The sequence below is a fragment of the Leifsonia sp. L25 genome (genome assembly GCF_050632895.1).
Map to the genome: position 1 here is coordinate 2,258,727 of NZ_JBODRZ010000003.1, position 13,721 is coordinate 2,272,447.

Consider the following 13,721-nt stretch of genomic DNA (forward strand, 5'->3'; position numbering starts at 1 on the left):
CGTGTTCCAGGTTCAGCAGGCGGCGGAGGGGGAGTGGGCGGTCGTCGCCGGATATGGGCGAGGGCTGCTCGTGGCCGAATCGGATCCGCTGCGACTGCGCGCCCTGCTTCCGGCCGTGAGCATCGGATTCGCCGAGACGCTCGACGCGCTGGTCTCCGCAGGCCTGAGCCGTACACCGTCCTTCGCCTTGCTCGACGTCTCCACGAACGCGGTGCTGCTGGCCGTGCGAGGCGCGGCGTCGGCCGTCGTCACGGAGGGCGGACGGGAACGCACAGTGCGCGCGACCGGCGTGTCGTCGTGGGTGGAGACCCAGCTCACCGAGGCGGACGCCGTCACCCTCGGGGACGGTGTCGGCTCCGGAACACTCCCGCTGGTGGAGGGGGTGGTCCACGCGACGGGGCTGGCCTGGTCCGCCGTCGAGCGGGTGCAGGACGTGGCGGCCACGGTGGCCTCGCCCCCGAAGCGCGAACGCGACACCGGGCCCCTCTTCCCGCTGCCACCCGACCCGATCGTGCCACCCGACCCGATCGTCCCGGCGGAACCGGGGCACCCCGGCCCCGAGCTCCGGGTGCCGGAGGCGACTCTCGTTGGGTTCCCGGCGGATTCCGACGGTACATCGCACTCGGAACCGGCTGAGCCCGCGGCTCCGGCGGCCGGGGGCTACGACAGCCTCTTCGGCGCGACGATGTTCCGAAGCGTCGAGGAGGCCGCCGTGCGGCCGGAGGACGAGGAGCCGACACCGGAGCGCATCGACCTGCCCGGCTTCATCACCGACTCGTTCCCGCTGGGCGACGGCCGCGGAGACGGTGACCACGACGGGCTCACGGTGATGAGCGGCGAGCTGCTCCGGCGCGCCTCGGCGGGAGAGCGCGCGGAGGGAGTGCCGGAAGCAGCAGCGGTGCCGGCGCGGCCGGAGTTCGCCGTGCGGCTCTCCGACGGCCGCCGGGAATCCCTGGACGTGCCGATCGTCGTGGGTCGAGCGCCGAGCGTCGCCGCGGTCCCATCGCTCCGGGGCGCGCGGCCGGTGACCCTGACGAGCGCCGAGGACGACATCTCGCGGTCGCACGTCGCCGTCGCGGTCGAAGGAGACAGCGTCGTGGTCACCGACCTGCACTCCCGGAACGGCACCCTCGTCATCCTTCCCGACGCGTCACCGCAGAAGCTGCGGAGCGGCGAGCCGACCACGGTCGTCATCGGCACAGTGATCGACCTGGGGAGCGGCGCCACCCTGGCGGTCGAGGCGGCCGAATGAGGCGCGTGGCCTCGCGGCCGCCCGAGCTGGACGGGTTCCGGTTCACCCGGCTGCTCGGCTCCGGGGGTTCTCCGACGTCTTCCAATACGAGCAGGAGCTGCCCGAGCGCAGCGTGGCCGTGAAGGTCCTCCTGGCCGACGGCGTCGACGAGGTCGCACGCGCCCGCTTCGTCGAAGAGGCGAATCTCATGGCGCGTCTGTCCGCGCATCCCTCGATCGTCACGATCTTCCACGCGGGGGTGGCGACCGACGGCCGGACCTATCTCGTCATGGAGTACTGCTCCGGGCCATCGCTGGCCGACAAGCTGAAGCGGGACCGCGTCGGGGTGGAGGAGGCGCTCCGGGTCGGTGTCCGCCTGTCCAGTGCAGTGGCGACAGCGCACGCGGCGGGGATCCTGCACCGGGACATCAAGCCGGCGAACGTGCTCACCACCGCCCTCGGCTGGCCTGCGCTGACCGATTTCGGTATCGCCTCGGCTCTGGAGGAGCTGCCGGCGCATACGACGACGCTGTCCGAGCTGCGTCGGACGCCGTCCGGCTCGGCGACCTCCGGCAGTCGGAGTGTCGGCCTGAGCGTGCCCTGGTCTCCGCCGGAGATGTTCTCCGACGACCCCGACCCGGACGTGCGCAGCGACATCTTCTCGCTCGCCGCGACCATCCACACACTGCTGGCCGGACGCACTCCGTTCGAACTTCCCGGCCGTTCGAACGGGACGCTCGACCTCATGGGACGCATCGAGCGGGGGATGATCACCCCGCTCGACCGCATCGACGTGCCGTCGTCCTTGACCGCGGCGCTCCGTCGCGGCATGGCGACCCGCCGCGACGACCGCTACGGCTCGGCTGTCGACTTCGCCCGCGCGCTGCAGCGCGTGGAGCTGGAACTGGGACTCGCGCCCACGGGAATCGACGTCCCGAACCTGCACCTGGGGGATGCGCGCCCGGCGCCGGGCGAGAGCGGCGACGAGCAGGAGACCCGGGCGCGTTCGGTCGCGACCATCCAGGCGCAGGCCTCCGTCACCCGGGTCCGGGGCGTGGTCCCGATCTCACCCGATGCGCCGCACGCCGCACCGTCCTCCGCCGATGAAGCGGGGCATACTGCGCTCCGGGAAGATCTACCGGCGCCGGCGCCGACCGTCCGCGAGGGCGACGAGCCGGCGGCCGGCGGCCGCACGGGCGACCGGCGGCACCGGCTCGTCTGGATCGCCTCCGCCGCCGTGGTCGTCGTGGCGATCGGGGCCGCGGTCCTGGCGAACGTCGTCGCCCCCGCTCCCACGCCCCGAACCGACGGTGCGGACGGCGACAGTTCGATCGCTGTCGGCGTCGTCCCTCCGCCTGTGCTCGTGTCGGCCGTCCGGGGAGCGAACGGTGCCACAGCGACCTTCACCTGGAAGACGGAAGGGGCACGGAGAGGCGACCAGTACACCTGGGTCGAGGAGGGCACCACGGCCGGACCCTCCCTGATCGGCCAGCCGAAGGTGACCGTCGCCGGCCTGACTCCCGGCGTTCCCGTCTGCCTCGACATCGCCACTGTCCGGGCGGGCCGCACGTCGCAGCCGCTGAAAGCGTGCGCTTCATGAGCACCGTAGTGAAGCCCCTGACCGTCGAATACTGCGGCGAGTCGTACAGCGTCGAGCCCGGCGAGGAATTCGGGATCGGTCGGGACGCCGAACTGACCATCGACGAGAATCCCTACCTGCATCGCCGCTTCCTGACGGTCGGGCACGATTTCGGGATGTGGTGGCTCAGCAACATCGGTACCCTCCTGACCGCCACAGTGACCGACGCGACCGGCACCATGCAGGCCTGGCTTGCCCCCGGCGCCAGACTGCCGATCGTGTTCCGGACCATGCACGTCATGTTCAGCGCGGGCGCGACGACCTACGACTTCTCGATCTCCAGCGCCGAAGACTACTTCAACCCCGCCGCTCAGGTGGACTCCTCCAGCGGCTCCACAACGGTGCTGCCCGTCACCCTCACGACGAGCCAGCGGCAGCTCATCGTGGCCCTGGCCGAGAACGTGCTCATTCAGGCGGCTCCCGGCCGACGCACCATCCCGAGTTCGGCAGAGGCCGCGGAACGTCTCGGTTGGAGCATGACCACCTTCAACCGCAAGCTCGACAACGTCTGTGACAAGCTCGACAAACTGGGGGTGGCGGGGCTGCGCGGCGGCCGGGAGAAGCTGGCCACGAATCGTCGATCCCGTCTCGTGGAGTACGCGGTCACCACTCGACTCGTCGGCGTCGACGACCTGCCCCTTCTTGGGGGGACCGCACGACTTGACCCGCCCGCGCCCGGGCGGGATCATCGGGCGGACCGCTGAACTGCGGTGGCCGTGTCGGGTGCGTGTTAGCGTTCAAGTGTTTCCATTCCGAGGGATATCAGAGTCTTGGCATCGTTGAGTAAGTGGCTCCGTGAACGGAAGACACTCGCCATCGCCGCCACTCTCGCCGTCGTCGCAGGCGTCCCGCTCACGGTCGCGGTGCTGCACCGCGGCTTCCCGGTGAACGCGGTCGAGCTGGACACCCGCGATGTCTGGGTGACGAACGGGGAGCGGCTGCTCGGCGGCCGGCTCAACCACCAGATCGACGAGCTCGACGCCGCGGTCACCGGATCCTCCGCCGACCTGGACGTGCTGCAAGACGGCTCGTCGTACTTCCTCACCGACCTCCCGCACGGCACCGTCGACCGGATCGACCCGGCGTTCGTGTCGCTCGGCGGCCGCATCACCGTGCCGGAAGGATCCCAGGTCGGGTACGGCGGGTCGACGCTCGCGGTGCTCTCGCCCATCGGGTCGCTCTGGGTGCTCGACGCCACCGGGCGGCTCGACTTCGACAAGTCGAAGACGACCCCGACGGCCTCGGTCGGCGCGGGCGCGAAGCTGGTGGTCACCAAGTCGGGGAAGACGTTCGTGGCGGCGCCGAAGGGCAAGCGGCTCGTGGCGGTCGACCATCCCGGAGCGGCCGCGTCCTCCTCTGCCTTCGCCGTCCCGGGCGCCTTCCAGTTCTCGGCGGTGGGCGACCACCCGGTGCTGCTCGACACCCAGGACGACACGCTCCTCACCGACTCGGGGACGACGATCCGTCTTCCCGCCAAGGGCCTGCGCCTCCAGCAGCCCGGTCCCGACGATCCGGCCGCCCTCGTAGCGACCGCGAACAGCCTGCTCAGCGTGCCGCTCGGGGGCGGCGCCGTCGTCTCGGTCCCTGCCGGCGCGACCTCCAGCGGAGGCGCGAGCGCGGTCTCCGCCCCGGTGCGGCTCGGAACCTGCTCGTACGGAGCCTGGGCGGGGTCCGCCCGCTACCTGTACGCGTGCGACGGCAGGAGACCCATCGGTCTGGACATCGACCAGCAGGTGACCGGGGACGACCTGGAGTTCCGGGTCAACCACGGTGTCATCGCGCTCAACAACCTGCGCGACGGGAACGCCTGGGTGGTGTCCTCCGACATGCGCCTGGTGCAGAACTGGGCCCAGCTCAAGCCGAACGACACCACCGTCCAGGGCGACACCGGCGAGGAGAAGCCCGTCGTGCAGTCCTTCGCAGACACCCTCGCGCAGCGCACTGCGGTGAACCGGCCGCCCACCGCGGTCGATGACGACTTGGGCGTCCGGCCCGGGCGTTCGACCGTGCTGCACGTCCTCTCCAACGACACCGACCCCGACGGGGATGTGCTCACCATCAGCCAGGTCTCGCCGATACCGGCCGCCCAGGGCCAGCTCGCGCTGGTGGAGGGCGGCCGTGCCATCCAGTTCACGCCCAAGGACGGCGTGAGCGGGACGGTGAGCTTCCGCTACTCCATCGACGACGGCCGGGGCGGGACGGCGTCCGCGAACGTCAACGCCACCATCCATCAGGAGGTGCAGAACGACCCTCCGGCGTCGACCAGGCCGAGCGCGGCCCAGACCGAAGTCGGCCAGTCGGTCACCTACAACGTCCTGAACGACTGGCTGGACCCGGACGGCGACGACCTGTCCCTGGTGTCCGCCTCCGCCACGACCGAGGACGACGTGCGGTTCAAGCCGGACGGCGACGTGACGTTCACCAGCAAGACCGGCCAGGCAGGATCGAAGGAGGTCCGGGTCACCGTCTCCGACGGCCGGAAGTCCACGACCGGGAGCCTGATCGTCACGGTGAAGCCTGCGGGCACGCTCGATCCGGTGGCGGTGCCGGACTTCGGAGCGGGGTTCACCGGCCAGCCTGTCGTCGTCCACCCCCTCGACAACGACCAGACCCCGTCCGTCGAGCCGCTCACGCTCGTGGGCGCGACGCTGATGGGCCCGGCGTCCGGACAGCTGAACGCCGACCCCGCGCACGGCACCCTCACGCTGAAGACGAGCACGGCCGGCGAGTACTACGCGGAGTACACGCTCGGCGCCGGACCGAAGAGCACCACGGGGATCGTGCGCTTCAACGTCGCGCAGCAGGACGCCACCGACGCCCCGCCGACCGCCGTCGCGGATCGCGCGTACGTGCGGCCCGGGGAGCCGACGTCGGTCGCGGTGCTGGACAACGACGTCTCGCCTTCGGGTCGCGTGCTCGTCGTGCGGCAGGTGACATCGGGGCCGGGTGCGCAGGACCTCGATGTGGAGGTGCTCGACAACGCGATCGTCAAGATCACCGCGCCGACCGTGCTGACCCAGCCGGTGCAGCTCCAGTACACCGTGTCCGACGGACTGCACGAGGCGACCGCCGGGATCAGCGTCATCCCTGTGCCGCCGCTGGTCGTCCACCAGCCGCCCGTCGCGGTCGACGACACCGTGACCGTGCGGGCGGGCGACGTGGCGACCGCGTCCGTGCTCGACAACGACTCGTCGCCCGACAACGCGCCGTTCGCGCTCGACCCGCAACTGAGAGACACCTCCGCCGAGGGGAGGGGCGCCACCGCGTTCGTGAGCGGCAAGACCGTGAGGTACCAGGCGCCGACCACGCCAGGCCAGTACAGCGTCGTCTACGGGATCACCGACAAATACGGACAGAAGGCGCAGGCCACGGTGACCTTCGTCGTGACCGCGCCCGACAAGGGGACCGACCGGGCCCCGCAGCCGCAGCCGCTGACCGTGCGCGCGTTCGCCGGCTCGTCGGTGCCGATCGAGGTGCCGCTCGACGGGATCGACCCGGACGGCGACTCCGTCGTGCTCGCCGGGCTCGGCAGCCAGCCGACGCTGGGCCGGATCTCCGACACGACGAGCACGGCGTTCACCTACGAGGCATACCCGGACTCCGCCGGCACCGACACGTTCACCTACACGGTGAAGGACACCTATGGGAAGACCGCGACGGGCACGGTGAACGTCGGCGTCATCCCACGCCCCAGCCAAGTGCGTCCGCCGGTCGCCGTCGACGACCCGGTGCAGGTCAAACCGGGCCGGACCATCGCGGTCCCGGTGCTCGACAACGACTCGGATCCGAACGGCTACGCCATCTCGCTGCAGAAGAAGCTGCTGCACGTCGACGACGGCCTGACCGCGTCGGTGCACGGCAAGATCGTGCTGGTCAAGGCGCCAGGGCACGAGGGCTCGTACGTCGTGCGATACCAGATCACCAACGGCCAGGGCGGCGTCTCGAGCGCCTTCATCCAGCTCACGGTGACGCCGGACGCCAAGGACGTGCCGCCGAGCGCCGTCGACCATGTGCTGGAGGCGGATGCGGTCTCGAACAAGACGAGCGTGAAAGTGAACGCGCTCTCCGGTGCGGTCAACCCGTCCGGCCTGGTCGGCGACCTCCAGGTCGCGGTGCTGGGCCCGAACGCGTCGGCGGCGGACGTCGGGAGCGACGGCACCGTGACCGTCCATCCCGGCGACCGCCGGATCGCCATCGCCTACTCGGTCACCGACCGCGTCACCGGGCTGAGCGGCGACGCCTTCATCGTCGTGCCGCCCAAGGGCGATGCGACCGCTCCGCCGCGGATCGAGGACGGACTCCCGCAGCAGATCGTCCCGCAGAACGGCTCCAAGAGCTGGAAGCTGTCCGACATCCTCACCGTGCCGTCTGGCCGGAGCGTGAAGCTCACGGGCGCGTCCGGCGTGAGTGCGACGAACAGCTCGGGCGCGTCGTCGTTCGGCGGCGACGACACGCTGAACTTCACGGCGCTGAAGGACTACCGCGGGCCCGCCGCCATCACCTTCAGAGTGAACGATGGCCGGGACGCGGGTGCGTCCACCGACCGGATCACCACACTGGTCCTCCCGCTCACCGTGGGCGACCCGGCGCAGGCCGACGTCGCGCCCACGTTCACGTCGCCGACGGAGAAGATCGAACCGGGAGAGGCGCCGCTCGCTGTCGACCTCCGGGCATCGAGTTACCACCCCAACCCGGCCATCCTCGCGAAGCTGAGCTACTCCAACCCGCAGTGGTCGAACCAGAAGATCGCCGTCTCGCTCAGCGGGTCGACGCTGTCGCTCTCGGCACCGCTGGGCACCCAGCCGGGGGAGTCCACGACCGTCACGGTCACGATCAGCTCGGGCGTGCACACGATCACCGGCACCGTGAACGTGCAGGTCGTGAGTTCGTCCAGGCCCGTCGCCACGCAGAAGAATCCGCCGCAGGCCTCCGAGCTCCAACGCGGCACGAGCGGAACGCTGCAGGGCGCGTCCTCCGACTCGGCGTGGGTGAACCCCTTCCCCGGGCAGCCGCTGACCATCACGGACGCGCAGGCGCAGAGCGCGCCGTCCGGGGTCACCGTCACGCACACGGCGTCGTCCATCACGGTGAGCGCTGCGTCCGGCGCGGCGATCGGCGCGGTCAACATCGTCTACCACGTCGAGGACGCGACCAAGGACCCGCAGCGGACCGCGGCCGCGATCGGGCAGTACCGGGTCACGGTCCACGACGTCCCGGCGCAACCGCCCGCGCCGTCGAACCCGACCGCGGGCGACGGCAGCGCCAGCGTGACCATCGCCGCCCCGGCCGACAACGGAAAGCCGATCGACTCCTACGAAGTCAGCGGCGGCGAGAGCACGGTCACCGTCGGCTCGATCGGCCGGGTGAGCATCACCGGGCTGACCAACGGCAAGACCTACCGGTTCGCCGTGCGCGCGCACAACGCCGACGGCTGGGGGCCGGTCTCCGCACAGAGCTCGGCGGTCACGCCGTACGGCACTCCGAGCAAGGTCGGCGGACTGAACATCTCGGCCGGGCCGTACGCGCCGACGACAGTGAACATGAGTTGGAACGCCCTCCGCGATCCGAGCGGAACCGGGGGCGGGTCGGTCACGTACCACTACCGGCTCAACGGCGGCCCGTGGAAGACGACGTCCGGCACGACGGCGTCCGAGGGCGGACAGGGTGCGGGGAGCTACTCGTTCGAGGTCTACGCGGTGAACGACGGCAGCGGGAGGACCGGTCCGACGGCATCCTCTGGCTCGGTCCAGGTCGCCACCAAGCCGGTGCCGCAGCCGTCGATCGCCCTCGCCAAGGGCAACCCCGAGCCGGGATTCGTGCACAGCTACACGTACGACGTGACGCTGACCAACTTCCCGGCGAACCGCACGTTCCCGATGCAGGTGCACTGCAACGGGACGACGCTCTGGTCGCCCTCCATCTCGACGGACGGCACCGGTTATGCCCACTACCGCGGCGCACCGGACGGCCAGCAGCCGTACTGCGGCTATCCCGGCGCGTACGTCGTCGTCAACGGCGTGCAGAGCAGCGTGCAGGACTGGGCGCAGTGAGCCGGACATCGACCCGACAGACACCGACAAGAAGGACAGACCCGTGGCAGTGACCCAGGAACAGGCGGACTGGTTCGCCGGCGCGTTCGCGCAGCTCGTCGCGAACGTCGACAAGGCGATCCTCGGCAAGGAGGACACCATCCGGCTGGTGGTCGCCGCGATGCTCTCCCGCGGCCATGTGCTGCTGGAGGACGTGCCGGGCACCGGCAAGACCGTGCTGGTCAAGGCGCTCGCGAACACGGTCGAGGGCACCCAGTCCCGCATCCAGTTCACACCCGACCTGCTGCCCTCGGACGTGACCGGCGTGACCATCTACGACCAGTCGACCCGGCGGTTCGAGTTCCACCCGGGCCCGATCTTCGCGACGGTGGTGCTCGCCGACGAGATCAACCGCGCCAGCCCCAAGACGCAGTCGGCTCTCCTCGAGGTGATGGAGGAGGGGGTGGTGACCGTGGACGGCGTCGGCCACTCGGTCGGGACCCCGTTCGTCGTGATCGCGACCCAGAACCCGGTTGAGCAGGCGGGCACGTACTCGCTGCCGGAGGCGCAGCTCGACCGCTTTCTGATCAAGACCTCGCTCGGCTACCCGGACCACGCGACGACGGTGGACCTGCTGCTCGATTCGTCCAACCGGTCCCGCGCCGCAGCCGTGCGCCCGATCATCGCCGCCGAGGCTGTGTCGACGCTCGCGCAGCTGGCCTCCGAGGTGCACACGGACCCCAGCGTCATGGGCTATCTCAGCGAGATCGTGACCGCCACGCGCAACGACAAGGATGCGGCCCTCGGCGTCAGCATCCGCGGCGCCCTCGCGCTCGCGCGTGCTGCGAAGACGTGGGCGATCTCCCAGGGCCGCACCTACATCACACCCGACGACATCCACGAGCTGGCCCAGCCGGTGCTGGCGCACCGCGTGATGGTCGAGCCCGAGGTGGAGTTCGCGGGTGTGACGGCCGACCAGGTGGTCGAGCGCGCGGTGGCATCCGCCACGCCCCCGGCGTACCGGGCCGCGTGACAGCCCTCCGACGTGTTCGAAGCGACCGGATCCCGCACATGACCGCCGAAAGTCGTGCCGACGCCGGGCCGGGCCGCGGCTCGCCTGGCGCCCGGGCCCGGATCACGGCAGGGCAGTTCGGCGCGGCCTCCGGGCGGCTGCTCGGCGCGATCAACGCGCGTGTCGCGCCGGTGGCGCGCGCTGTCGCTGACGGGGTCCGCCCGGTGATCGGCGTCGTCAGCACGCTCGGATGGATCGTGCTGGCCGCAGCGGCGGCCTCGCTGGTCCTTGCGGGCTGGCTCCATTGGGTCGAATTCCTCTTCATCGCCGTCACCCTCCTCACCGCGCTGCTCATCGCGTCGGCGTTCGTCTTCGGCCGTTCGACCTACCGCGTCGTCGTCGAACTCAACCCACGTCGCGTCGTCGCGGGCGATCGCGCGCTCGGCCGCCTCACGGTCACGAACAGCGGCCCCCGGCCGGTGCTGCCGACGCGGATGGAGTTGCCCGTCGGCGAGGGTCAGGCCGAGTTCGCCGTTCCCCGCTTGGCGCCGGGCGCCGAGACCGAGGAGCTGTTCGCCGTGCCGACCGCTCGGCGCGCGCTCATCCTCGCCGGGCCGGCGCTCTCGGTGCGCGGCGACCAGCTCGGGCTGCTGCGACGCACCAACCGGTGGACCGATCAGATCGAGCTGTTCGTCCATCCCAAGACGGTCCGGCTTGCCGCCACCGCGCGCGGTCTCGTGCGGGACCTGGAAGGTCAGACGACGAAGGTCGTCACGGACAGCGATCTGGCCTTCCACGCGCTCCGCAGCTACGAACCCGGCGACGACATCCGGAACGTGCACTGGCGCACCTCGGCTCGCACCGGTCAGCTGATGGTCCGGCAGTACCAGGAGACCCGGCGATCGCAGCTGCTGCTCGCCTTCGACGCCGAACGGTCGCATTTCGCCTCCGACGACGAGTTCGAGCTCGGCGTGTCCGTGATCGCGTCCATCGGCTGTCAGGCGATCCGCGAAGACACCCAGATGGATGCCGTCTGGCAGGGCGGCCCGCTGCGCACTGCGACTTCGACCTCGCTGCTCGACGACACGTGCCGCCTTCAGCCCGTCGAGGGAGCGCACTCCTCACTTCGAGAGTTCCTCCGTCAGGCGACCCTCCGGCTGCAGGCGCCGAGTCTCGCGGTCACCGTCGTCGGGTCCAGCGTCGACCCTGTCGACGTGCGGGGCGCCGTCGCGCTGTGGGGCGGCGACACCGAGACGCTGGTGATCCGTGTCGATGAGGCGGCGGAGCCGCAGCTCACCCGACTGGGCCGATCCATGCTCATCACGGTGTCGTCCCTCTCGGAGCTTCCCGTCCTGCTGAAACGAGCAGCCCGATGACCGCGGCCGCTGAGGGCCGGTCGCGCGCATCCGGGCAGTCGGGTCCGGTGCTCGACCGCCTTCCGGCGAGCACCTGGATCGATGTCGCCGTCCTCGCCGGGCTGAGCCTGCTCGCGGTGATCGGTTTCGAGCCCGCCTTCGGGCATTACGCGTTCGCTTCTTCCGCTGTCGGCGGGATCCTCGTCGGTGGCGGGGTCGCGCTGCTCGGTCGCCTCTTCCGGCTGGACTGGCCGGTCACGGTCGTGCTCGCGCTGGCCGCCTACTTCCTCCTCGGGACGCCGCTGGCGCTGCCCGGGCAGGCCCTGTTCGGCGTCCTTCCCACCCTCGACAGCCTCTCAGGACTGGTGCTGGGCGCCGTCTTCGGATGGTCCGATGCCGTCACTCTGGAGGCGCCCCTCGAAGCGCCCCCTACGTCGCCGTCGTACCCTACGTCGCCGGGTGGCTGGTCTCGCTCGTCTCGATCACCTTGACCGTCCGCTGGGCGCCGGGAACGCGCGGCCGCTCCGTCCGGCGTGCGGCCGTCCTGCTGACCGGGCCGACGCTGTTGCTGCTCGCAGCGATCCTGCTCGGCACGCGCGACCCTTTCTTCGCCGGCATCCGGTGCGTCCTGTTCGCGGCCATCGGCCTGGTCTGGCTGTCGTGGCGAGGGTCTCGCGCGGCGCGGGATCGCATCGAGACCGACTCGGCCGTCCGCCGCAGCCGCCTGGTCGGCGGGACCGCCGTCGTCCTCGGGGCGGTCCTCGTCGGCGCGGTCGCCGGGTCGCTGCTGGCGCCGCCTGCCGCCTCGCGGTTCGTCGTTCGCGACGAGGTCACGCCCCGTTCGACCCGCTCCAGTACCCGAGTCCGCTGGCCGGGTTCCGCACGTATACGAAGCAGCTCCAGAAGACCAGACTCTTCACGGTCACGGGGCTCAAGCAGGGCCAACTGATCAGGTTGGCCACGATGGACAGTTACGACGGAGTCGTATGGTCGGTGGCGGCGCCCGGCAGCGACACCGACGCATCCGGAGCGTTCCAGCTCCTCGGAAGCACCATCCCGGCGCCACCGCTGTTCACCCCGGGCACCTCCTCGACGGCCGCCATCACTGTGCTCGGCTACTCCGATGTGTGGCTGCCGACCGTCGGCTACACCGATCGGCTCACCTTTCGGAAGGGCACGGCGCAGGGCCCCGCGGGAGCCGTGCGTGTCAACACGGCGACAGGTACGGCGGCAGTGACCAGCGGAGTGCGCGACGGTCTCTCCTACACCGTGGGCGCGACGTCCCAGAAGGTTCCGAACGACCGCGCGCTGGCCAAGGTGCCTCCCGCACGGCTCGCCCTTCCGCCGGTGAGCAACGTCCCCGACATCGTCTCGGCCAAAGCCGAGGAGTATTCGGGCTCAGCGGACACCGTCATCCAGAAGCTCCTCAACATCGAACGCTCGCTCAAGTCCCTCGGCTTCCTCAGTCACGGACGGGCATCCGATCCCGTCCCGTCGCGTGCCGGGGAGGGAGCGGACCGGATCACCGACTTGCTCTCGAAGTCGCCGATGGTCGGCGACCAGGAGCAGTACGCCAGCGCATTCGCCCTGATGGCGCGCAGACTCGGATACCCGAGCCGGGTGGTGATGGGCTTCGCTCCGAAAGTCACCGGGAGCACGACCACGGTCACCGGCGACGACGTGACCGCCTGGGACGAGGTCGCGTTCGATCACGTCGGTTGGGTACCGTTCTTCCCCACCCCGACGAAGACGGACGCCCCGAAGACCCAGACCACCAAGCCGAAGCTGGAGCCGCAGCCCCAGGTGAGGCAGCCCCCGCCCGCCGACCCCCGCGCCGACGCGCTGCTCACGCCGGTCAAGACGAAGGACGACGCGCCGAAGGCCAAATCAGCCGGTTGGCAGCTGCCGGCGTGGGTGTGGGTTGCCGCCGGGGTCGTCGTGATCCCCCTGCTTGCGTACCTTCTGCCCGTACTGCTGATCGCCGCCCTGAAGAGGCGACGACGGCGGCGCCGCCGAACCCACGGCCCACCCGACCGCCGGGCGGCGGGGCCTGGGACGAACTGCTCGACGGCTACGCCGAACTCGGGCTGACGGTGCCGGAGCGCACAACGCGTATCCAGGTCGCCACCGCTCTCGAGCAGCAGTCGGTGGCGCAGAGTCTTCCCGTGCCCGACAACGGTCTCCGCGAGCTCGCGCAGCACGTCGACGCGGCGGTCTTCGATGGCTCGGTCGTCACGGACGACCGTGTCGACCGCGCCTGGAGCGCGGCGGATGATGCGCTGGCCGGTGCGACGGAAGCAGTCGGTCCGCTGCGCGCCCGCCTCTCCGCGTTCCGCTACCGCCGAGCGCGCCGTGTCTGAATCGCGGGGCGCCGTCGTCTCGCGGCGGACCCGGCTCCCCGACGAGCAAACAGAAAACCCCCGGATTCCTTATCGGACCGGGGGTTTTCTTGGTG

At 70.7% G+C, this 13,721-nt stretch carries 10 protein-coding genes; all 10 read left to right on the forward strand.

What is annotated here, in order from left to right; genetic code table 11:
• Nucleotide 1 precedes the first annotated feature (1 nt).
• The 10 genes from ACRAWC_RS15270 to ACRAWC_RS15315 all read left to right on the forward strand — a co-directional run bounded on the left by ACRAWC_RS15270 (nt 2) and on the right by ACRAWC_RS15315 (nt 13,626).
• On the forward strand, nt 2-1,252 hold the full coding sequence (locus ACRAWC_RS15270; RefSeq protein WP_431348499.1) for an FHA domain-containing protein: 1,251 nt from the start codon (nt 2-4) through the stop codon (nt 1,250-1,252).
• A 112-nt stretch (nt 1,253-1,364) separates the two neighbouring features.
• On the forward strand, nt 1,365-2,831 hold the full coding sequence (locus tag ACRAWC_RS15275) for a serine/threonine-protein kinase (RefSeq protein WP_431348500.1): 1,467 nt from the start codon (nt 1,365-1,367) through the stop codon (nt 2,829-2,831).
• Entirely contained in the window at nt 2,828-3,574 is a 747-nt protein-coding gene (locus ACRAWC_RS15280; RefSeq protein ID WP_431348501.1) for a hypothetical protein, read from the forward strand. The genes ACRAWC_RS15275 and ACRAWC_RS15280 overlap by 4 nt, the downstream gene beginning before the upstream one ends.
• A gap of 75 nt (nt 3,575-3,649) precedes the next feature.
• Entirely contained in the window at nt 3,650-8,920 is a 5,271-nt protein-coding gene (locus ACRAWC_RS15285) for an Ig-like domain-containing protein (RefSeq protein ID WP_431348502.1), read from the forward strand.
• Between the two features lie 49 nt (nt 8,921-8,969).
• Nucleotides 8,970-9,932 carry an AAA family ATPase gene (locus ACRAWC_RS15290; RefSeq protein ID WP_431349455.1) on the forward strand — a complete coding sequence of 321 codons (963 nt, stop codon included), beginning with the start codon at nt 8,970-8,972 and terminating at the stop codon, nt 9,930-9,932.
• 38 nt (nt 9,933-9,970) lie between these two features.
• On the forward strand, nt 9,971-11,287 hold the full coding sequence (locus tag ACRAWC_RS15295) for a DUF58 domain-containing protein (RefSeq protein ID WP_431348503.1): 1,317 nt from the start codon (nt 9,971-9,973) through the stop codon (nt 11,285-11,287).
• A complete protein-coding gene (locus ACRAWC_RS15300) occupies nt 11,284-11,757 on the forward strand; it encodes a hypothetical protein (protein ID WP_431348504.1) in 474 nt (157 codons plus the stop codon). The genes ACRAWC_RS15295 and ACRAWC_RS15300 overlap by 4 nt, the downstream gene beginning before the upstream one ends.
• Nucleotides 11,754-12,215, forward strand: coding sequence for a hypothetical protein (locus ACRAWC_RS15305; protein WP_431348505.1), 462 nt, complete (start codon nt 11,754-11,756; stop codon nt 12,213-12,215). The genes ACRAWC_RS15300 and ACRAWC_RS15305 overlap by 4 nt, the downstream gene beginning before the upstream one ends.
• A gap of 14 nt (nt 12,216-12,229) precedes the next feature.
• Entirely contained in the window at nt 12,230-13,357 is a 1,128-nt protein-coding gene (locus ACRAWC_RS15310) for a transglutaminase-like domain-containing protein (protein WP_431348506.1), read from the forward strand.
• Nucleotides 13,358-13,431: 74 nt separating this feature from the next.
• Nucleotides 13,432-13,626 (forward strand): hypothetical protein, encoded by a 195-nt coding sequence (locus ACRAWC_RS15315; RefSeq protein WP_431348507.1) that lies wholly within the window; start codon nt 13,432-13,434, stop codon nt 13,624-13,626.
• The last annotated feature ends 95 nt before the right edge of the window (nt 13,627-13,721 follow it).

Bases quoted from the DNA above. Each gene is read 5' to 3' on its own strand.
- ACRAWC_RS15280 (WP_431348501.1), top strand. From the start codon at position 2,828: ATGAGCACCGTAGTGAAGCCCCTGACCGTCGAATACTGCGGCGAGTCG.
- ACRAWC_RS15295 (WP_431348503.1), top strand. From the start codon at position 9,971: ATGACCGCCGAAAGTCGTGCCGACGCCGGGCCGGGCCGCGGCTCGCCT.
- ACRAWC_RS15300 (WP_431348504.1), top strand. From the start codon at position 11,284: ATGACCGCGGCCGCTGAGGGCCGGTCGCGCGCATCCGGGCAGTCGGGT.
- ACRAWC_RS15310 (WP_431348506.1), top strand. From the start codon at position 12,230: ATGGACAGTTACGACGGAGTCGTATGGTCGGTGGCGGCGCCCGGCAGC.